At 55.7% G+C, this 19408-nt stretch carries 17 protein-coding genes and 2 tRNA genes; all 19 read right to left on the reverse strand.

Annotation, left to right across the window (positions count from 1 at the left end):
* Positions 1-46: 46 nt before the first annotated feature.
* The gene (mobF, locus tag J1777_RS06210; protein ID WP_242700421.1) at positions 47-3574 is read right to left on the reverse strand and encodes a MobF family relaxase; all 3528 of its coding nucleotides are present in this window, start codon (positions 3572-3574) and stop codon (positions 47-49) included.
* Positions 3575-3576: 2 nt separating this feature from the next.
* Positions 3577-3810 carry a hypothetical protein gene (locus J1777_RS06215; RefSeq protein ID WP_207574955.1) on the reverse strand — a complete coding sequence of 78 codons (234 nt, stop codon included), beginning with the start codon at positions 3808-3810 and terminating at the stop codon, positions 3577-3579.
* A gap of 3 nt (positions 3811-3813) precedes the next feature.
* A complete protein-coding gene (locus J1777_RS06220) occupies positions 3814-4320 on the reverse strand; it encodes a plasmid mobilization protein (RefSeq protein ID WP_207574956.1) in 507 nt (168 codons plus the stop codon).
* Between the two features lie 236 nt (positions 4321-4556).
* A complete protein-coding gene (locus J1777_RS06225; protein WP_207574957.1) occupies positions 4557-6272 on the reverse strand; it encodes a type IV secretion system DNA-binding domain-containing protein in 1716 nt (571 codons plus the stop codon).
* A 12-nt stretch (positions 6273-6284) separates the two neighbouring features.
* The gene (locus J1777_RS06230) at positions 6285-6662 is read right to left on the reverse strand and encodes a hypothetical protein (RefSeq protein WP_207574958.1); all 378 of its coding nucleotides are present in this window, start codon (positions 6660-6662) and stop codon (positions 6285-6287) included.
* Between the two features lie 1070 nt (positions 6663-7732).
* Entirely contained in the window at positions 7733-8296 is a 564-nt protein-coding gene (locus J1777_RS06235) for a replicative helicase loader/inhibitor (protein ID WP_207574959.1), read from the reverse strand.
* Positions 8293-8952 carry a hypothetical protein gene (locus J1777_RS06240; RefSeq protein WP_207574960.1) on the reverse strand — a complete coding sequence of 220 codons (660 nt, stop codon included), beginning with the start codon at positions 8950-8952 and terminating at the stop codon, positions 8293-8295. The genes J1777_RS06235 and J1777_RS06240 overlap by 4 nt, the downstream gene beginning before the upstream one ends.
* Positions 8949-9341: a hypothetical protein gene (locus J1777_RS06245; RefSeq protein ID WP_207574961.1), complete on the reverse strand. Its 393-nt coding sequence runs from the start codon at positions 9339-9341 to the stop codon at positions 8949-8951. The genes J1777_RS06240 and J1777_RS06245 overlap by 4 nt, the downstream gene beginning before the upstream one ends.
* Complete coding sequence (locus tag J1777_RS06250; RefSeq protein WP_207574962.1) at positions 9338-9682, reverse strand: DNA-binding protein; 345 nt, start codon at positions 9680-9682, stop codon at positions 9338-9340. Before J1777_RS06250 ends, J1777_RS06245 begins: the two co-directional genes overlap by 4 nt.
* 71 nt (positions 9683-9753) lie before the next feature.
* Positions 9754-10206, reverse strand: a complete 453-nt coding sequence (locus J1777_RS06255) for a hypothetical protein (RefSeq protein WP_207574963.1) — start codon at positions 10204-10206, stop codon at positions 9754-9756.
* A gap of 166 nt (positions 10207-10372) precedes the next feature.
* Positions 10373-10449 (reverse strand) — tRNA-Arg (locus J1777_RS06260).
* Positions 10450-10507: 58 nt separating this feature from the next.
* Positions 10508-10583: transfer RNA gene (locus J1777_RS06265), tRNA-Thr, on the reverse strand.
* A 12-nt stretch (positions 10584-10595) separates the two neighbouring features.
* Positions 10596-11618, reverse strand: a complete 1023-nt coding sequence (locus J1777_RS06270) for a class 1 fructose-bisphosphatase (protein WP_207574964.1) — start codon at positions 11616-11618, stop codon at positions 10596-10598.
* 113 nt (positions 11619-11731) lie between these two features.
* Positions 11732-14437 carry an aminopeptidase N gene (pepN, locus tag J1777_RS06275; RefSeq protein WP_207574965.1) on the reverse strand — a complete coding sequence of 902 codons (2706 nt, stop codon included), beginning with the start codon at positions 14435-14437 and terminating at the stop codon, positions 11732-11734.
* A gap of 10 nt (positions 14438-14447) precedes the next feature.
* A protein-coding gene (prfB, locus tag J1777_RS06280) for a peptide chain release factor 2 (RefSeq protein WP_207574966.1) occupies positions 14448-15552 on the reverse strand; the annotation gives its coding sequence in 2 pieces (ribosomal slippage) (positions 14448-15470 and positions 15472-15552; 1104 coding nt in all).
* 200 nt (positions 15553-15752) lie between these two features.
* A complete protein-coding gene (gene lapB / locus J1777_RS06285; RefSeq protein WP_207574967.1) occupies positions 15753-16931 on the reverse strand; it encodes a lipopolysaccharide assembly protein LapB in 1179 nt (392 codons plus the stop codon).
* Positions 16921-17214, reverse strand: a complete 294-nt coding sequence (locus tag J1777_RS06290) for a LapA family protein (RefSeq protein WP_207574968.1) — start codon at positions 17212-17214, stop codon at positions 16921-16923. Before J1777_RS06290 ends, lapB begins: the two co-directional genes overlap by 11 nt.
* Positions 17215-17242: 28 nt before the next feature.
* Complete coding sequence (locus tag J1777_RS06295) at positions 17243-17533, reverse strand: integration host factor subunit beta (RefSeq protein WP_207574969.1); 291 nt, start codon at positions 17531-17533, stop codon at positions 17243-17245.
* Positions 17534-17676: 143 nt separating this feature from the next.
* Complete coding sequence (gene rpsA / locus J1777_RS06300) at positions 17677-19359, reverse strand: 30S ribosomal protein S1 (protein ID WP_207574970.1); 1683 nt, start codon at positions 19357-19359, stop codon at positions 17677-17679.
* Positions 19360-19408: the final 49 nt, after the last annotated feature.

The following is a 19408-nucleotide window of genomic DNA, read 5'->3' on the forward strand; positions in this document are numbered from 1 at the left end:
TTTACTAATGCAGTTTTATGAAATGTGCAAGTATTATTTTACGATGTCACATTTCCATTTCTCTGCCCTTGCTGGGGGTTGGTGCTGGTGCTGGTGCGGGCGTGGGGGTCGGCGTTGGCGTGGGGGCTGCTGTGGCCCCTTGACTGGCCTTGCCCTCAAGGGCTGCACGTGTGGCCTCTCGAAGCTGGGCGGCCTCATGGGCGGCTCCCAGCTTCGCCCTGATCGCCTCCTGCGTGGTGGCCTTGCGGAAGCCTTCGGCGTTGAAGCTTTTATAAATGTTGTCCTGGGCCTTGGCCCAGGCCTTGGCGGCGCTGCCGGTTTCCTTGCTGTTCATGCGCTGGCGCAGCTCGTCCCGATCCCGGCCCGCCATGCGCTGGCCGGTGGTTTCGCGGCTGATGAGCACCTCGGTTTTTTGGCCAACTTTGAACCCCAAAACCTTTACATCACGTTGCACCAGGGTCGCGGTTTTGGTCGTCATGCCCAGGGTTTTGGCCTGGCGTAGCTGCACCTGGCGGGGGCCTGCGCCGTGTAAGCCCTGGTGATAGGTGCGCCCGTCCTTGTATTGCAAGTAGCGCTCCCCCTGGCTATCGAATTTGTAGCTGGCCTTGCCTTTTTCGATGTCCTTGGCAATCTTGGCGGGCGTGGGCATTTTGCCCTTGGTGTCGAGGGCTGACCTGGCAAGCTGTGCGTCTTTCGTGCGTTCTGTGTGGCTGCGGCGGTCTGGTTTTTGCTCTTGTGCGCGATCCTGGAAACGTGGCCCAAGCTGTTCGCGGATGCCCTGGCCCAAGGCCTTCAGCGGGTCGGGGTGGCGGGCCTCAAGTGCCCGGCGCTGCTCCTGGCCGTAGGCCTTGGCCTGGGCTTCTTGGCGTTCCGCGAACCTCTCCCAGCTCTCTTGAGCGGTGGCGGGGGCTGGCTCTTTTTGGAGTTCTTGGGTAGCGGGTTTGCCCTGTTGCTGGTCTGCAAGCCGGTCGCGGCGGTTTTCCACGGCTTCGGCTACCAGGTGCGCGGCCTCCAGCCTCTCGCTGGCGCGGTCGATTTGGCCCTCATCGCCAAAGCGCTGGGCGTGGTCGTACTCGGCCTTTGCGGCCTTCAGCTCCTCGGCGGCGCTCTTTGCGTCACGCTCGATCTGCTCGGCGCTGTCCCGGCTCTCCCGGTCGTTGCCTGGCCCTGCATCAGCCTGCTGATAGTCTGTTGAGCTGTCCTTGTCCCGGTTGCGACTCATTTCGGATTTCAGCTCGTCGCGCTGGGCCTGGGTGTGGTGGTAGCTCATGCTTTCGCGGTGGCGCGATGCCCCCACGTAGGCCAAGCTGCGGTCGGTCATTGCGGAATCGTGCGCTATGTGAGCACGATCAACAGTTACGCCCTGGCTTTTGTGGACGGTCGCGCCATAGGCGTGGTCGATCGCCTGGTACTGCTTTTCGGTAATCTTGACCTCCCGCCCGGTTTCGTCCTGGCGAAGGGTCAGGCGGCCTTCGGCGGCGGCTGTGACCTGCCACGTTTGGCCGTTTTTCAAATCGAGAGAACGATCATTTTTTAGGGTAATTACCCGATCACCCACGGCGAAATTTTTAGTTTTTTCTGTGGCCTCTTTGCTGGTTTTTGTTTTGAATGTGTGGTCTTCCCCCTTCAAAAGCCCCTTTTCTCGCGCCATCTCCCGCGCGGCGTTATTGATAGCCGCAACATCTGCCCGTCGGCCAGCAAGGGCAATACTTGTTTTGCCCTCGGCCAAATCTTTGACCACCTCGCCCGCCATGGCCTGGCGCAGCTTCTCGGGGTCGGCGTGTTCCCTTAAATACCCTTGCTTTTCCATTATTTCGATTGCCCGGCCTGCCTGGCCATCCTTGAGGGCGTGAACCATCTCACGGTCGGGGGCGGCGTGCTGCCGCCGGATTTCGTCGATTTTGGCGGTGGCGGCGCTGGCTGCCCCCATTGATCGCATCGCGCCACCTGCGTCAATAGGCTGGAGCTGCCGGGTATCGCCCACCAGTACCACCTTGGCCCCGGCGGCCTGGGCTCGATCGGTTAGCTTGGCCATCAGGCGGCTGCCTGTCATGCCCGCCTCGTCCACGACCAAAACGGACTTTTCATTTAATTGCAGCTCGCCTTTGTCGATTTTGTTAATGGTGCTGTGAATGGTGTCGCTGGCAATGCCGCTGCCCTCGGCAAGCCCGGCGGCGGCTTTGCCCGAGGGAGCGCAGCCAAAAACTTGACTACCGCCAGCCTCCCAGGCCTCGCGGGCTGCGCCTAGCATGTAGGACTTGCCAGCCCCGGCTACACCTTCAACCACGGCAAAATTGTTTTTGCTGTCGGTAATCGTTTTTAAACAATTTGCCTGCTGGGTTGATAATTCTTTTTTCTCAATAATTGATTCCACGTCGGCGGCGTGGGCCTGGCTTGGCCCCCTGGATTCTTTAAAAGCGTAGCTGTGCAAGTCTTTTTCGATTTCCAGCATTTCGCGCGAAGTCCAGCGTTCTCCTCCCTCCTGGTCGTAGAGTTTGACCAGCTCGCCCGAGTTCTCCAGCTCGCGCAGCTCTTGCAAAGCGCTGCCAATATCCTGCCCGGTGATTTGCGCACGTTCAAACGCTGCGCGGTGTAGCTGTGTTTGAGTTAGCGTGCTGGCCTGGTCAAAGGCGGTGGCGGTTAAGGGCTGGATTTCTTTTTCTGCAGGCTGGCGGTTCAAAAGGTCTTCGGTTTTGAAATTGTGTTTTGTAGCCGTTTCCTTAGCCAAATTAAAAGCCTCTTCGCGTGGTTTTTCTGTTTTTTTATCGCGGGTTTCGACTTGGTGAATATCTCGGGCTTTTTCCGATTTCATCCCGGTTTTTGCTTCGCGTTCGGCAATTTGGGCTGAACGAGTGGATAACTCTTTTTCTAAATCTTTTGAAAAACCCTCGATGCGGAAAGATTTCCCGTCTTGCTCAATTGAAAACCCCATTTTCTCCAGCTCTCGCGCCATTTCCACGCGATAAGCTGTTCCAATTGCGTGGGTGTGGGCGGCCCGGAAATCTACCCGTTTGCCATTATCTGAGACATTTAAAACAACTGCATGGGTGTGCAAATGCGGTTCACCTGCCCTATTAGAACTGTGCTCAAAAGTGGCTGCAGCAATTTCTCCGTGGGCGACTTTAAATTCTCCTGCGTGGCCTTCCCGCTGAACAAATGCGCCGGATTGCTCGGCATATTTAAGAGCTGATTCAATGGCCTTTTGGTGGGCGGCGCTAATCTGTTTTTGCAATTCCGGCGGTGCGCTGGCCCATGCGATAGAAACCGATTTTGGAGCGCTAAAAGTTAAATCATAGCCCGGTTTATGTCGTTCGTCCCCGGCGTTATTAGAAAGTGCCTGACCTGTTTTTGGGTCAAACCCTCTTAGGCCACGCTGCATTTCCCCTCGATGAACTAATTCATTAGCAAAACCGCGTTTTTCTGCATAGCTTCCAATCCATTTACCCATTGGCTCATCATGCTGGCGAGTGGTTTCTTTTTCATTTGGATTTTCTTTGCCCAGCTGATAGCCTTCATAATATGCGGCGATTTTGGAAACCCCGCCTTCGGCATTAATACTTTTAAAAGACAGCATATTTAATCCTTTACTTTCTCTTTTAAAACCTTTTTAATAATAGGTTCTAAATCGTCAATGGTTAATTTGTGTTTTTGCAAGATATTTAAAACTTTTTCTGCCCGGCCTTCTTTCTCGGCTTTCATTTTGATTTTATATCTCTGGATTTCTATATCTAATAAATGGGCCTGATATATCAAATCATCGCGTTTTCGGGCAACTGCATTTAAATCGTCGAAGGAAATAATTTTGTTCATAATTTAAATCCTGGGAGCTTTAGGAAAATTGGCTTTTGTTTCGTCGGAAATTTTTCCAAAAATATTTATATTCGTTGGGTCAGGCCAAACCTTATAAATTAAATAATAACGGTTTGCCAAGCGAATTAAGAAATTTAATTCGGTTTCCCCTGGTTTCTGAATACTGCCCTCGACCGCATCCCGGGCTCGATATTCTCGAAAGGAGGGGACGCGCAGAAACTCGCCCAGGTTCTGAACCAGCGCGTTAAAAGATTCTGCGGCCTGGGCCTGGGCGGCATTCATTTCTTCTTGCTGGGTTTTCAGCGCTGCAATATCAGCCTGGAGAATGGATAAATCGGGCGCTGGCGCGGTTTCAGCGGTTGGGCTAGGGGTACCCACAGGGGCAGGCGCTCCGAACGCTACAGCGCGTAAATAATCGCTACGCGATAGCCCCAGGGTTTTACAGATGCGGTCGATTTCGCGGGCTTCTTCTTGGGTTGCGCGAAATTTTAGATATTCGGTTTTAATCATTTTTTTGATTCCTTCCGTGTCACGCGGAAACCCGCATGGCTGTTGGGTTTTGGCCGTTTTAGGCCGTTTTTGTGGTCTGGCCGTGGCCCGCCTGTGCCACCCGGAAACCCGCATGGCTATTGGGCGCGGCGGTTATGCACCCCTCACCCCTGGTGGGTAGGGTGCGGGCTTTTTGCTGAGGAAACTGTTTTTAAAATACAACCCCAGGAAAGAATATATTCCCAGGGGTCGAACATTTAGAAATCTCCTTCCATACCCGGTGGCAAATCGCTATCAGAAATGTTATTAACCTCGGCCTGTTTTGTTTCTGCCATCACTTGAATAGCTGGTTTGATTTTGATTGCCTCCCGGGTGGCTTGCTCAAAAGTGGTGGCGGTTTGGGGGCGGTTCACTGGCTCCAGCAAAATCGGGGCAGCAGGAATAGAACCGGCGAAATTCAGAAAGCCATGTAAGGTTTCCAGATTCTGTAGTTCACCTGGCAAGACAATGCGATCATTGGTAATCTGCTGCTGCCAATTCTCGTTTTTGGATTTTGAGCCGAAAACTTGCTGAAAGGATTTGTTTTCGCTTTCCCCGCCACTTGCGACGATGCGGCTAATCTGCGCCTCCCCGAGTAATCGGCTCATAACGTCCGAAGTTTCCGGATCTGGGACGCGGAAAACGACCTGGCTGGAGCAGTTAGCCAAAATGGTGTGGGCTTCTGCGCGTGTATAAGGAATTTCTAATTGGGAAACGGTTTGAAGGCCAAGAATTGCACGGCCCCCGTTTTTACGGGCTTTCGTTAGAAAATCGAGAATTGAGCCAATACGGCCCAGGCTGGCGAATTCGTCAATGATCATCCAGAATTTGCGAGTTTTTGATTCTTCCATTGACAAAATGGTTTTGCTGATAATGTCGGCCATGGCCGCGATAATTGGCTTTAATGTTTCTAATTGATCGTCGCGAAAGTTGAAAAATAGCCAGCCCTTGGCTTTGTCAGACGAAACAATATCTTTTAGAGAGAAACCATTCTCTACCCCTGCGGCTGCCTCCAGGTATTGGAAGGGGCTGATATAACGCCCGACGATGGCGCGAACACTGCCAAACATCCGCTCGTTACCCTCTTCGGCAAACGGCTGCGCAGGAGTGCCCGCGAAAATCTCGCGTAACTCCTTAATATCTGCAACGGTTGCCAATTTGAAAATATCGGCATTGGTCAAATTGTTTTGCCAGCAGTGTTTTAAAATCGCAGAAACAATTGTTTGTGCATATCCGTTCCATTCTGCGCTCGACCCCTCCGCGTCCGGGATAATAGATTTAGCGATTTGATCAACGTCCCAAACCGATTTAATTTCGGCCAAAGGTGACCAATTAATAGCGCGAGAATCCAAGGGATTCAAGATTAAATCGTGGCGCTCTTCGTTGTAGTAGGCTTTTAAGAAGTTGCCTCCAGCATCGGAAAGAAAAACACGATCACCACGCGCTGCAATGCCGTCTAAAACCTCGCAAATCGCCACCGATTTGCCTACCCCTGTGGAGCCAGCAATTAGAAAATGCAGGGCTTCTAAACGCTCGGGGATTTTTTGACTGCCTATTGTCAAATCACCTTCTTCTTTTTTGAGAATTTTTTGTAATTGTTTACCAGTTACCAAACGCGCCCCGCGTAAATGACCGTTATCGTTTTCTGATTCACCATTACTGAAAAAACTAAATACGCCTTCTAAAATGGTTGAAAACCGATGATAAATAATCGTGCCGATATTAATAAAAATAAAACCTAATAATGAATTGCCAATAAATGTATTAATTACAAATTCTTCTTTTCCCGTAAATGCAGAACTCGCGCCCACTAAGGCACCCGCGATAAAAAACCGGCCAAGGTACACGCCAAAACGGCCAAAACGGCCTCGGGAAATGAACCACGCACCAGCACAAATAATTGCAGAAATTGCAAATAAAAAGAAATTAATCATTTTGAATACTCCTTATTTCTTGAAAATCAAAACAAATGGGCCAAAACTGCCAACCAAAAAACCGAAAATTGAGCTTAAATAAAAGCTTTTAAGGCCTTCTGCGTATTCTGGGTTTGCAAATAGCTCTTTAAAAAAGAATATGTAATAATCAAAACCGGCGATTTTCCAATGCAGGTGATTTTGAATAAAGATAATGGGGCCGATGATCGCGCCCATGAAACCGAGAATTAAGGCCCATTTCAAAATCCAGCCAATTTCGCGTGCTTCTTGCTTTGCCACTTTGGTTTCCTTTCTCACGGCGAAAAATGCCGCTCCCCCTCCTTCTGCGTTTCGCGGACATAAAAAAACCCAGCGGTGTGCTGGGCGTGGGGGTGGCGATGCCGTGGGCATGGGAGTCGGTTGTAGATATCCGAATCGGATATGCAATAGCGCTATCGGATATGCAATAGCGCTATCGGATATGTATTAGTGCAAAGCCTTACAGGCCGCGCCTAGGGCGCTCCTCGACGGCGGGGCGTGCCGCCCCCCGGCCCCCCTCTGGGCTGCGCCCCCTGCGCACCTTCGGCGCGTGGGCCCCTGCATGCGGCTGGACATTGAAGGGGAGGGCACCAGGCGGCGGCGGTGGTGATGGTGGTGATGGTGGTGATGGTGGTGGTGATGGTGGTGGTGATGGTGGTGGTGGTGGTGATGGTGGTGATGGTGATGGTGGTGATGGTGGCGTTCTGACGGCTTCGCCTTGCCTTCTGCTAGTTGGCATAACAGCCGGGGCCCGTGGCCGGGAGGCCACAGGGGGCGCAGCCCTGGGGGTCTGGGGGGCGCAGCCCCCGCAGTCCGGGAGCGCCCTAGGCGCGGCGGGTACGGCGGCTGTTTGGCTGTCCCAAAGAGGAATTTTTTAAAAATTGGTAGCAGGCGCTGGCGGTGGGCAACGCGCAGCGTTGTCCACGGACGAGCCTGGGATGTTTTGCAGCGAAGGCGGTGGGCAGACCTGCGTACCGCGCTTGCGCGGCAGTGCCCAGGCTTGCCCTGGGTGCTGGCAGGTTGTCCATGGTCGTAGCGGGCCATCGGGCGCAGCGGTGCCGGGCTGGGCGTTAAAACCGCCCCCCAGCGCGTTTTAAGGGCTGGGGGGATGGCTACCCCTGGGCGTGGCTCTTAAAACCGCGTGGCGGCTGTTTTGGTGGCTTTCGTGATCTTTCTCTCGTGGGCGCGTGCGCGTAACCCTTGCGAAGAGATGTTTTGTTATTTCTTTTCTTTGTTATTTCTTAGGCTGCTGTTTTCCAGGTCTGCAAAATCCAGGACTGCAAAACAGCATTGTGGTGAATTGACTCCAAAGTATTGCAGGTATTAGCAATGATGCTATTGTTTGAGTAGCGTTTTTTGGCGCGAAAAAAAAGCCAGCGTGGTGCTGGCTTTGGTGCTGGTGCTGGTGTTGGTGCTGGTGTTGGTGCTGGTGTTGGTGCTGGTTATGCCTGTGCGGCGGAGAACTGTTTTTTTATGGCCGAAGCCTCTTTTTCTCCTATCATTTTTATAGCGCACCGGATGTCGTCAGCTCTTGTTTTGTGGCCTAAATAGAACCGTGCGAGTTTTATTCGCCAATTGTCCAAGCCATCACCGCGACTTGTTATTTTTGGTGCGGCGCAGGCGATCATTTTAATGATCTGCGGATTTTTAATTGCTTTATCATCATTTGCTTTTTGAATTTTTAATTCTTCACATTTTTTTATAAAATGGCCTAAATTTGGCGGATAATTTAAATTTTCAAGCTGAATTTTCTTGGTTGCTTTTTCTATAACATCATCCTCATAATTATTTAAGCTGCGATCCCAAACCAATAATGCTGCACGCATCCCTTTATCGCTTCCCTCGGAATTTAATTCGCCTGTGCTGAATTTACTTGTAAATAAAGAGCCGTAACTTGCATGAAAAATCATAAATAATTTTCTTGTCCTGGCTGAAACCTCAAGTTTTTGCTGTGCGGTGGCCTTGATTTCTTGAGCTGTGAAATTTGAAATGTTGTGCATTTTCATAAGTCTATGTCTCCGAAAATTGCTTTTGCAGCGCCGTTGTTTTTGTTAAAACTTGATGCCTTAGTTACTCTTTGCGTTTTGGCTTTAAAATCATTTGCTTTATGCAGCCATGATTTAAAAATTGATTGCCAATCTTTATATTGGCTGCCTACTCCTGTGTAATAATCAATAAATTTTGTAATTTCTTGATTTATATTTAAGCCATAATCTTTAGCGAGATTTATTGCGGAATCCCCTGGTTTAAAATCAGGCGGGATGGGTTTTTTTGTATCTGCTGCAGGCCTTGTTTTTGTTGGCGCTGGCGCTACAATTTTTGACTTTGCCTTTGCCTTTGCCCATGAAGCATTTTCCGGATCATCTGTTATATGCCATATTGTTTTAACAAATTCTCCGTGGTCGCCTCTCTCTTTTTCAATATATAAATAGCCTGAATTTTCAAGTTCCTGAAGACCTGCGCGAGTGCTTCTTTCACCATCTGTTTTCTGATGTGATAAATGTTTTAAATTGAAACTCCAGCCGTCCGCCATACTCAGCATGTAACAAAGTAGGCCTGTTGCTTTCCAGCTCAAATTTTTATTACGCAGCAATGCGTTTTTGATGATGGTAAAATGACTGCTGCTGGCATAATTTTTAATCTCAATATTTGCTTCGCTCATGCCGCTTCCCCCCCGAAAAAGTCACCCTGGCCGGTGGCTTTTTTCTTTTGCGCGGCGATCACGCGCCGCGCGTGGCGCGTTGATTTGCCCAGCGCTTTCGCTACACTTTCTGTAAGTTCTCGCTGGCGCTGGCGTTTGCCCACGATGGGCTGTGGCCTGGCTGATTCGTCATCTGCAACGAGGTCGAAGGCCTGGGCCTCCTCGCTAAGGCGGCTGCAATTGCGCATAAAGTTGCGCACGTTTGAACGTGCTTTTTTTAGAGCATCCGCAAGGGTCAGTTGCTCCCCTTTTGCTAGCGCCTCATAGAAAATGAGTGCTGCCGTTTGCTGGAGCTCTTGCGACTCAAAGCTATCGGTTTTGCGCGTGAAAATGCTGGGGGCGGTGGTCATGCTGCACCCCCTTTGCCTTGGGCCTGCTGGGCTGCTGCGGCCTCCTTGGCCTGCTGGCGCTCAAGCTGTTCTCGCTTGGTGGGGCGGCCTTGGCGCTTTTTGACCGGCGCAGGTGCGGGCTGTTTTTGAAACTGACGAAGCCAGTCAAGAACATCTTGCAGTATCCAAAGCGGCTGGCGCGTGCCCGGTGGCGTGCAACATGGGGGCAGGCGGTGCGGTGCGCGGACGCGGTCTGCAAGAATGACTCCAGGGCTTTTATGCAAAAGCACAGAGAGTTCGGTAACGCCCAGGACGGGCGGCAAGTAGCTGCCGGTGACAGCATCAAAGTTTTGAAATTCCATTTCCTCGACTCCGAAGAAGTCGAGGCCGCTTGGCTAATGCTGGCGGGGAGAGGCGGCGCGGCCTCAGTAGCTCACCTGCCCACCAGCGTGGCGGCGGGGACTTGAGCGAGGAGGCGAGGGGTTAGGCAGATGCCAGGGGTAGCCCTGGGCAGCCCAGGGGGGGGTGGTGGCTGCATTAGCAGCAACGAAGCCACGCGATCAAAAGCGGCGGCGATCAAAGAGGACAGCACGGCGATGCTGTCGCCTGTCTGGTCTTGCTGCTGTTTAAAAAATTCGCCATTCGGGTGGGAGGCCGCACGATTCCTAAAACCGTGTGCGCGTTGCAGGAGCTCTTCCTCGGAAAGAAACAATTCTTTATTGATCTCGACCATGCGACGCAGCTCCCGTGTCCAGCGACGGCGGGCGGTTAGCCCAAGTGCTGCAAAGAAGTGGTACTCGTAGTCGGTGCGAGTCAAAAAACGCACGGCCTTGCCCTGAGCCTTGGGGCCCTTGGCGGGGAGTGCGTCTTTGTCCTTCGGTTGCATGTCCCGATCATACACATAAAGAAAACTTTTGGGTGACAAAAGTTTTGGCCTTTTCCCCTCTGACTTGTCACCCCACTGTCACCCGACGGGGTGACAAACGAAAGAAATCCAAAGTAATCGAAAGAAACCGAAAGTCTTGTAAATCGTTGAATTTCTTGGGGAATTTTGGCCCGCCTGACAGGGCTCGAACCTGTTACCTATTGCTTAGAAGGCAATTGCTCTATCCGGATGAGCTACAGGCGGATGATTTAAAAAATAAACCCTGGTACTTGCGCAAAGTAGCAGGGTTTATTGGTTGTTTTGGTGCCGGAGAAAGGAATCGAACCCTCGACCTTCTCATTACGAATGAGCTGCTCTACCAACTGAGCTACACCGGCGAAAGACCGCAATTATAACGAGTTTTTATCTGCTTCCAGGTGGTACTGGGTGACGCGCTCGACTTCGTTTTTGGAGCCGAGGACGACGCTGACACGCTGGTGCAGCTGGGTGGGCTGCACGTCCATGATGCGTTGGCGGCCATCGGTGGCCAGGCCGCCAGCTTGTTCCACCAGCCAGGCCATGGGGTTGGCCTCGTACATCAGGCGCAGCTTGCCCGGTTTGTTCGGTTCGCGCTTGTCCCAGGGGTACATGAAGATGCCGCCCCGGCACAGGATGCGGTGCACGTCGGCCACCATGGCGGCGACCCAGCGCATGTTGAAGTCCTTGCCGCGTGGGCCATCTTTGCCGGCCAGCACTTCATCGATATAGCGCTTCACGGGGGCATCCCAGTGGCGCATGTTGGACATGTTGATAGCAAATTCTTTGGTGTCTTCGGGGATGCGTACGTTCTCTTGCGTGAGGATGAACGAGCCTTGCTCGCGGTCCAGGGTGAACATCGAGACACCGTCGCCTACCGTCAGCACCAGGGTGGTTTGCGGGCCGTAGATGCAATAACCGGCCGCCACTTGCTTGGTGCCCGGCTGGAAGAAGTCGCTGTCGTGTACGCCAGGGTGGCCTTCGGGTTTTTTTAGCACGCTGAAGATGGTGCCAATGGACATGTTGATGTCGATGTTGCTGGAGCCGTCCAGCGGGTCAAACATCAGCAGGTATTCGCCCTGGGGGTAGCGGTTGGGCACGACGTAGATGCCTTCCATCTCTTCGCTGGCCATGGCCGCCAAGTGGCCGCCCCATTCGTTGGCTTCAATCAGGGTTTCGTTGGCGATGATGTCCAGCTTTTTCTGCACTTCGCCTTGTACGTTTTCGCTGCCGGCGGTGCCCATGACTTCGCCCAGCTCGCCTTTGTTCACGGCAAAGCTGATGCGCTTGCAGGCGCGGGCAACCACTTCTAGCAGCAGGCGCAGTTGCGGGGGGATGCGGCCATCGACCCGTTGTTTTTCCACCAGGTAACGGGTAAAGCTATCGCGGCGTGGCATGAAAACTCCTTAAAAAGAAGCGTCTACCGCTTGTTTGGCAAGGGATTGACGCTTTTTATTGATAAATTCTTTGCTGAATAAGCGGTAGAAGCTATGTTTTTTAGAATGTTGCTTCACTCACCCAAGGCCCGTGCCACGACTTCGCGCACGTCGTTGGACAGGTCGGCCTTGGCGGCGACGCGGGCAATGGCTTCGCGGGCGGCTTCCCGGTAGGGTGGGGCGAGCTTTTGCCAGCGGTCCAGGGCGCGGGCCAAGCGGGCGGCCATTTGGGGGTTGATGGCATCCAGCGCCAGCACGTGGTCGGCCCAGAAGATGTAGCCGGCCGCATCCAGGCGGTGAAAGCCCCCAGGGTTGGCATTGCAGTAGGTAAAGACCAGGCTGCGGGCGCGGTTGGGGTTTTTCAGCACAAAGTCTGGGTGCTTGAGCAGGGCTTTGACGGCGGGCAGCACGCTGCCTTGCACATCGGGGGCGGCCGCTTGCAGGGCAAACCATTTGTCCAGCACCAGGGGCTCGTGGCGCAGTTGGCGGTAAAAATAATCCAGCGCGTTGCTTGCCAGGGGGCTGGCGCTTTGGACCAGGGCTTGCAGGGCGTTGGCCTTGTCGGTCATGTTGCCCGCGTCTTTGACGCGCTGGTAGGCTTTGCCGGCCCACACACCGTCGCCCTGGGCGGCCAAGCAAAGCATGTTCAGCGCCAATCCGGCCAGGGCGCGGCGGCCTGCGGCGATGGGTTCGGGCTGGTAAGCGCCGGTGTGGGCGTGGGCTTCGTAGGCGGCTTGCCACTGCGGTTGCAGGGCCAGGGCCAGTTGCCGGCGCATGGCTTCGCGCACGCTGTGGATGCGCTGGGGATCGACGCTGTCCAGCTGCTCGGCGATGTAGCTTTCGGAGGGCAGGGTCAGCACCAGCTCTTTGAAGGCGGCATCGAGTTGCGGGTGCTCTAGCACCAGACGCAGAGCATCCACCACGCTCTGCGGCAGGAGATTGGCAGGGTTTTGCTCTTTTTCTGTTGCTGTTTCAGCGGTAGCAGCTATGGCATTGGTAGCAATGCGTAAGCTCAGGCGCTGTGCGGCTTCCCAGCGGTTGAAGGCATCGCTGTCGTGGGCCAGCAGGGTGAGCAGTTCGGCCTCGGTGAACGGGTAGTCCAGCAGGACAGGGGCGCTCAGGCTGCGCAGCAGCGAGGGGGTGGGCTGGCTGGTGATGCCGGTGAAGGTCCACGCTTGCTCTTCTTGGTGCAGCACCAAGGTGTGCTCTGTGCCGACGTTGAGGCCCTGCAGCTGCAAGGGCAGTGCCTTGCCTTGGCCATCGAGCAGCCCCAGGGTGACGGGGATGACGAAGGGCTGTTTTGCGCTTGCACTTTGGCCGGGGGTGGCCGGGCAGCTTTGGCGCAGGGTGAGGGTGTAGGTTTGTGCCTGTGCATCGAACACGCCGCTGGCATGCACGGTGGGGGTGCCAGCTTGGCTGTACCAGCGCTTGAATGCATCCAGGTGTTGGGCCAGGGGGCTGGCGGGGTTGGCATCGGCCATGGCCTGAACAAAGTCGTCGCAGGTCACTGCTTGGCCATCAAAGCGCTCGAAATACAGCTTCATGCCTTGGGCAAAACCGTCTTTGCCGACCAGGTTGTGCTGCATGCGCACCACTTCGGCGCCTTTTTCGTAGATGGTGACGGTGTAGAAGTTGTTGATTTCGACGTAGCTGTCCGGGCGCACGGGGTGGGCCATGGGGCCAGCGTCTTCGGCAAACTGCACGGTGCGCAGCACGCGCACGTCTTCGATGCGCTTGACGGCGCGCGCTGAGGCGCTGCCGGCCATGTCCATGGAAAATTCTTGGTCGCGGAACACGGTCAGCCCCTCTTTGAGCGAGAGCTGGAACCAGTCGCGGCAGGTGATGCGGTTGCCCGTCCAGTTGTGGAAGTATTCGTGCCCGACCACGCTTTCGATGTTGGCAAAGTCAGCGTCGGTGGCGGTGGCTTGGTTGGCTAGCACGTACTTGGTGTTGAAGATGTTCAGGCCCTTGTTTTCCATCGCGCCCATGTTGAAGTCGCTGGTGGCGACGATCATGAAGCGCTCCAGGTCCAGCGGCAGGCCAAAGCGGGCTTCGTCCCAGGCGATGGCGTGCATGAGCGAGCGCATGGCGTGCTCGGTCTTTTCCAGGTCGCCGGGGCGCACCCAGACTTGCAGCAGGTGCTCTTTGCCGGTGCGGCTGGTGATTTTTTGCTCGCGCGCGACCAGTTTGCCCGCCACCAGGGCGAACAAATAGCTGGGCTTTTTGTGCGGGTCGTGCCAGCGGGCAAAGTGGCGGCCATCGTCCAGATCGCCGCTTTCCACCAGGTTGCCGTTGGACAGCAGCACCGGGTAGTGCGCCTTGTCGGCCCGCAGCAACACGCTGTAGCTGGCCATCACATCGGGGCGATCCAGGAAGTAGGTGATGCGCCGAAAGCCTTGGGCTTCGCACTGGGTGAAAAAGGTCTCTTGGCTGACGTACAGACCCGATAGCTGGGTGTTTTTCAGCGGGGCGCAGGTGGTGAAAATCTCCAGCGCAAAGGGCTCGGGCCCTTCGGGCAGGTTTTCCAGCACGAGCTGGCCACCGTCCAGTTTGAAGCTGGTGCCACTGCCATTGACCAGCACGCGCGCCAGGTTCAAGTCTTCGCCATCCAGGCGCAGGGGCTGGGCGGGCACCTCTGGATTGCGGCGCACCTGCATTTTGTTCAGGACGCGGGTTTTGGCCGGGTCCAGGTCGAAGGCCAGCTCCACCGTCTCGATCCAGAAGGCCGGGGCGGTGTAGTCCAGGCGCTGCACCACGGTGGGGGTTTGCTCTGTTTTCATGGTTGTTCGTTTAAACGCCTTGCTTGAGCGAGGCTTCAATAAATACATCCAGGTCGCCGTCCAGCACTTTTTGCGTGGCCGAGACTTCGACGTTGGTGCGCAAGTCCTTGATGCGGCTGTTGTCCAGCACATAGCTGCGGATTTGGTGGCCCCAGCCTACATCGGTTTTGCTGTCTTCCAGCTTTTGCTGCTCTTCTTGGCGTTTGCGCATTTCAAAGTCGTACAAGCGCGAGCGCAGGCGCTGCCACGCTACATCGCGGTTGCTGTGCTGGCTGCGGCCATCTTGGCACTGCACGACGATGCCGGTGGGGATGTGCGTCAGGCGCACGGCCGAGTCGGTTTTGTTGATGTGCTGGCCGCCCGCGCCCGAGGCGCGGTAGGTGTCGGTGCGCACGTCAGCGGGGTTGATGTGGATTTCGATGGAGTCATCAATCTCTGGATAGACGAACAGCGAGGCAAACGAGGTGTGCCGCCCGCCCGAGCTGTCAAAAGGCGATTTGCGCACCAGGCGGTGCACGCCGGTTTCGGTGCGCAGCAGGCCGTAGGCGTATTCGCCCTCAATGTGAATGGTCGCGCCCTTGATGCCAGCCACGTCACCGGGGGTTTCGTCATCGACGGTGGCCTTGAAGCCTTTGCGCTCGGCGTACTTTAGGTACTGGCGCAGCAAGATGCTGGCCCAGTCGCAGGCCTCGGTGCCGCCCGCGCCGGCCTGGATGTCGATGTAGCAGTTCAGCGGATCGGCCTCGTGGCTGAACATGCGGCGAAACTCCAGCTCTTCAATCAGGGGCTGGAGTTTGGCGGTTTCCGCTTCGATGGTCAGCAGCCCGGCCTCGTCGCCTTCTTCGCGGCTCATTTCGAACAGTTCGCTGTTGTCCGCCAGCTCGGTAGTGAGCTTTTCCAGGGTGAGGACCACGGCATCGAGCGATTTTTTTTCTTTGCCCAGCTCTTGGGCTTTTTTCGGGTCGTTCCAGATGCTGGGGTCTTCTAGCGAGGCATTGACGGTGCGCAGGCGTTCAAACTTGGCATCGTAGTCAAAGATACCTCCGTAAGTCCTGGGTGCGCTCACTCAGGTCTTCAAGGGTGTTGCCAATTTGGTTGATGCGTTCTGCTTCCATGATCGTGTCCTGTTTTTAATAAAGAAAACAAGGGCTGCCCCATCGCATGTTGGCAGCCCTTGTGAATTGAAAATTGCGGCGCTGATTTTCGCATGTGCCGCCCCTTTCTACCAATTACTTAAAAAATAATAGCTGTTTGCGCTTACCCAGTAAGGGTTTTAACGTTTTTCTATACCAGGTTTGAGTGTGCAGCTTTTGGCTTACAGCTCTTCCACCCGCCGCGCCGGGTAGCTGTCCCAGCTTTGGCAGCCGGGACAATGCCAAAAATGCTGGCGCGCCTCAAAGCCGCAGGCCGCGCAGCGGTAGCGCATCAGGGGGCGGCTGGCATGCTCCAACGCTTGCAGCACTGTGGGCGGTATGGCGTGCTCCCCTTGCGTGGCCAGCCATTGGTGGGCAATCGCTAAAGAGGGTTCTTGCTCCAAGTGGCGCAGCAGCCAGCCTTGGCTGCAGGTGCCGTCTTGCTGCTGGCAGCGCTGCCCGGCTTGGCCTTGGGGGTCTGCCTGCAATTGCACCAAGGCCAGCACCAGGTCCAGCGATGGGGTTTGGGCATAACGCTGGCGCAGCAGGGCAATGGCTGGCGCTTCTTGGCCACTGGCTTGGGCAATGTCTTGCAGCAGTGGCAGGGCCAGGGGCAGGGCCTGCGGGGCTTGCTCGGCCAGGGCGAGCAGACTGTTCCATGCGGCATCGGTGGCCCCTTGGTGGTGCTGCAAGCGGGCCAAATCCAGCCAGGGGCGCGGTGCCGTGGGGGCCGTCTGGGTGGCCTGGGTGAGCAAGGCCAGGGCGGGTTCGAGTTCGCCTTGGTTGGCCAAGGCGGCGGCCTGCTCGCATTGATAGTGCGAGAGGCGCTGGCTAAAGTCGCCTTGGCCACTGGCTTGCAGCTTGCGCACGATGGCGGCGGCTTGGGGCCAGTCGCGGGCACGCTCATAAATGCTCAGCAGCGCTAAACGGGCATCGGTTTCGTAAGCGGTCGCTTCCAGGCGGTGCAGTGCTTCTTCGGCGCGGTCTAAGAGTCCGGCTTTCAAATAGTCTTGCGCCAAGCCGTTTTGGGCACGCTGGCGATCGGCATCGCTTAAATCAGCACGGTGCAGCAAGTGCTCATGCACACGCACGGCCCGCAGGTATTCGCCCCGGCGGCGAAACAAATTGCCCAGGGCAAAGTGCAGCTCGGCCGTGTCCGGGTCGTTTTGCATGGCCTCAATAAAGGCATCAATGGCCTGGTCTTGCTGCTCGTTGAGCAGGTAGTTCAGCCCTTTGAAGTAGGCCTTGGGGGCGCGTTGGCTTTCCAGGCGCATTTGGCGCCAATCCATGCGCGAGGCCAGCCAGCCCAGCACAAAGGCCAAGGGCAGGCCCAGCAAAATCCAGCTTAAATCAAAGTTCATGGAGTGTGGTCGGGTGGGCGGCAGCGGCGGAGGATTCTGCCAGGGCAGGGGCGGGCGAGGCTGCGGCATTGGCCTGTTGGCGGGCTTGCCACCAGCGCGGCAGCATGACCAAGATGCCAGTGAGCAGCCCCAAGCAAAATGCCGCCAAGACGATCAGCACCAGTGGCCCGCTCCAATACTGGCCAAAGAACCAGTGCACGGTGGTGCTGTGCTGGTTATTCAGTGCAAATGCAAACAAGGTAAAAAAAATGGCTGCCTTGAGCAGCCATACGAGGTATTTCATCGCAAGCCCTTCCGAAGAAGGTTGCATTCTAGGCGGTGGGCGCAAAGTCAACGGCTTCACGCAAGGCCTTGCCTGGTTTGAAGTGGGGCAGACGCTTGGCGGGTACCAGCACCGATTCGCCGCTGCGCGGATTGCGGCCCGTGCGCTCCGGGCGGTGGTGGATGGAGAAGCTGCCAAACCCACGAATTTCGATGCGCTGGCCCTGCACCAAGGCATCGACGATGGCATCTTGCAAGGCTTTGACAGCTTGCTCGGCATCGCGTTGCATTAAAAATGGAAGCAGAGCAGCGAGTTCTTCAACAAGGTCAGAGCGGGTCATGGCGGAAAACAATCAATGTCAAACAGGGGGGAAGGTGCTTTGCGTGCAAGCACCTTCCCCTTAATAGCCAACGGGCGCTGATGGCAGCGCCCGTTGTGAGAAGGCAAAACTAAAAACTTCAGTTTGCCTTGTGCGTGGTTGGATTACTTGTCAGCGTCCAGCTTGGCGCGCAGCAGTGCGCCCAGGCTGGTGGTGCCGGCGTTCTCTTTCGAGGATTGGGCCGACAGGCTGGCCATGGCTTCTTGCTGCTCGACGTGGTCTTTTTGCTTGATCGACAACTGGATGTTGCGGGTCTTGCGGTCCACGTTGGTCACCACGGCGGTTACTTCGTCGCCTTCTTTCAGGACGCTGCGGGCATCTTCCACGCGGTCTTGCGAGATTTCAGAAACGCGCAGGTAGCCCAGGATGTCTTCGCCCAGTTCGATTTCAGCGCCCTTGGCATCCACGGTCTTGACCTTGCCGGTCACGATCGAGCCTTTGTCATTCACGGTGACAAAGGTGGTGAAGGGATCTTGGTCCAGTTGTTTGATGCCCAGGCTGATGCGCTCGCGCTCCACATCCACGGCCAGCACGATGGCTTCGACTTCTTGGCCTTTTTTGTAGTTGCGCACAGCGGCTTCGCCGGTTTCGTTCCACGACAGGTCAGACAAGTGCACCAGGCCGTCGATGCCAGCGGCCAAGCCCACGAACACGCCAAAGTCGGTGATCGACTTGATCGGGCCCTTGACGCGGTCGCCGCGCTTGGTGTTCTGGGCAAATTCTTGCCAAGGGTTGGCGCGGCACTGCTTCATGCCCAGGCTGATGCGGCGCTTGTCTTCGTCGATCTCCAGGACCATGACTTCGACTTCGTCGCCCAGGGACACCAGCTTGTTGGGGGCCACGTTTTTGTTGGTCCAGTCCATTTCGGAAACGTGCACCAAGCCTTCGATGCCGGGTTCCAGTTCCACGAAGGCACCGTAGTCAGCGATATTGGTGACTTTGCCGAACAGGCGGGTGCTGGCTGGGTAGCGGCGGCCTACGCCCATCCAGGGGTCGTCGCCCATTTGCTTCAGGCCCAGCGAGACGCGGTTTTTGTCGGTATCGAACTTGAGGATCTTGGCCATGATTTCCTGGCCAGCGGTCACCACTTCAGAGGGGTGACGCACGCGGCGCCAGGCCATGTCGGTGATGTGCAGCAGGCCGTCGATGCCGCCCAGGTCCACAAATGCGCCGTATTCGGTGATGTTTTTCACCACACCTTGCACGATGGCGCCTTCTTTCAGGTTCTCCATCAGCTTGGCACGCTCTTCACCCATCGAGGCTTCCACCACAGCGCGGCGGCTCAGTACCACGTTGTTGCGCTTGCGGTCCAGCTTGATGACCTTGAATTCGAGGGTTTTGTTTTCGTAGGGGGTCAGGTCTTTGACCGGACGGGTGTCGATCAGCGAGCCGGGCAGGAAAGCGCGGATGCCATTGACCAACACGGTCAGGCCACCCTTGACGCGGCCGCTGGTGGTGCCGGTGACGAATTCGCCAGATTCCAGCGCTTGCTCCAGCGACAGCCACGAGGCCAGGCGCTTGGCGGTGTCGCGCGACAGCACGGTGTCGCCGTAGCCGTTTTCGATGACACCAACGGCCACCGAGACGAAGTCACCCACTTGGACTTCGATTTCGCCCTGGTCGTTTTTGAACTCTTCAATTGGCACATAGGCTTCGGATTTGAGGCCAGCGTCCACGATCACAAAGTTTTGATCGACGGCAACCACTTCGGCAGTGATTACTTCGCCAGGACGCATTTCGGTGCGTTGCAGGGATTCTTCAAACAGGGCGGCAAAAGATTCGGACATGTGTTTCCTTGGTCGCAAGGGCAGGTTTCCGGCAGCACTATTGCTGCGC

It is taken from the genome of Comamonas denitrificans, from assembly GCF_017368815.1.
Classification (GTDB): domain Bacteria; phylum Pseudomonadota; class Gammaproteobacteria; order Burkholderiales; family Burkholderiaceae_C; genus Comamonas; species Comamonas denitrificans.

Bases quoted from the DNA above. Each gene is read 5' to 3' on its own strand.
- J1777_RS06295 (WP_207574969.1), bottom strand. From the start codon at position 17,533: ATGACCCGCTCTGACCTTGTTGAAGAACTCGCTGCTCTGCTTCCATTT.
- J1777_RS06245 (WP_207574961.1), bottom strand. From the start codon at position 9,341: ATGACCACCGCCCCCAGCATTTTCACGCGCAAAACCGATAGCTTTGAG.
- J1777_RS06255 (WP_207574963.1), bottom strand. From the start codon at position 10,206: ATGCAACCGAAGGACAAAGACGCACTCCCCGCCAAGGGCCCCAAGGCT.
- J1777_RS06225 (WP_207574957.1), bottom strand. From the start codon at position 6,272: ATGATTAATTTCTTTTTATTTGCAATTTCTGCAATTATTTGTGCTGGT.
- J1777_RS06215 (WP_207574955.1), bottom strand. From the start codon at position 3,810: ATGAACAAAATTATTTCCTTCGACGATTTAAATGCAGTTGCCCGAAAA.
- lapB (WP_207574967.1), bottom strand. From the start codon at position 16,931: ATGAACTTTGATTTAAGCTGGATTTTGCTGGGCCTGCCCTTGGCCTTT.
- J1777_RS06290 (WP_207574968.1), bottom strand. From the start codon at position 17,214: ATGAAATACCTCGTATGGCTGCTCAAGGCAGCCATTTTTTTTACCTTG.
- J1777_RS06240 (WP_207574960.1), bottom strand. From the start codon at position 8,952: ATGAGCGAAGCAAATATTGAGATTAAAAATTATGCCAGCAGCAGTCAT.
- rpsA (WP_207574970.1), bottom strand. From the start codon at position 19,359: ATGTCCGAATCTTTTGCCGCCCTGTTTGAAGAATCCCTGCAACGCACC.
- mobF (WP_242700421.1), bottom strand. From the start codon at position 3,574: ATGCTGTCTTTTAAAAGTATTAATGCCGAAGGCGGGGTTTCCAAAATC.
- J1777_RS06250 (WP_207574962.1), bottom strand. From the start codon at position 9,682: ATGGAATTTCAAAACTTTGATGCTGTCACCGGCAGCTACTTGCCGCCC.
- J1777_RS06235 (WP_207574959.1), bottom strand. From the start codon at position 8,296: ATGAAAATGCACAACATTTCAAATTTCACAGCTCAAGAAATCAAGGCC.
- J1777_RS06230 (WP_207574958.1), bottom strand. From the start codon at position 6,662: ATGCCCACGGCATCGCCACCCCCACGCCCAGCACACCGCTGGGTTTTT.
- pepN (WP_207574965.1), bottom strand. From the start codon at position 14,437: ATGAAAACAGAGCAAACCCCCACCGTGGTGCAGCGCCTGGACTACACC.
- J1777_RS06270 (WP_207574964.1), bottom strand. From the start codon at position 11,618: ATGCCACGCCGCGATAGCTTTACCCGTTACCTGGTGGAAAAACAACGG.
- J1777_RS06220 (WP_207574956.1), bottom strand. From the start codon at position 4,320: ATGATTAAAACCGAATATCTAAAATTTCGCGCAACCCAAGAAGAAGCC.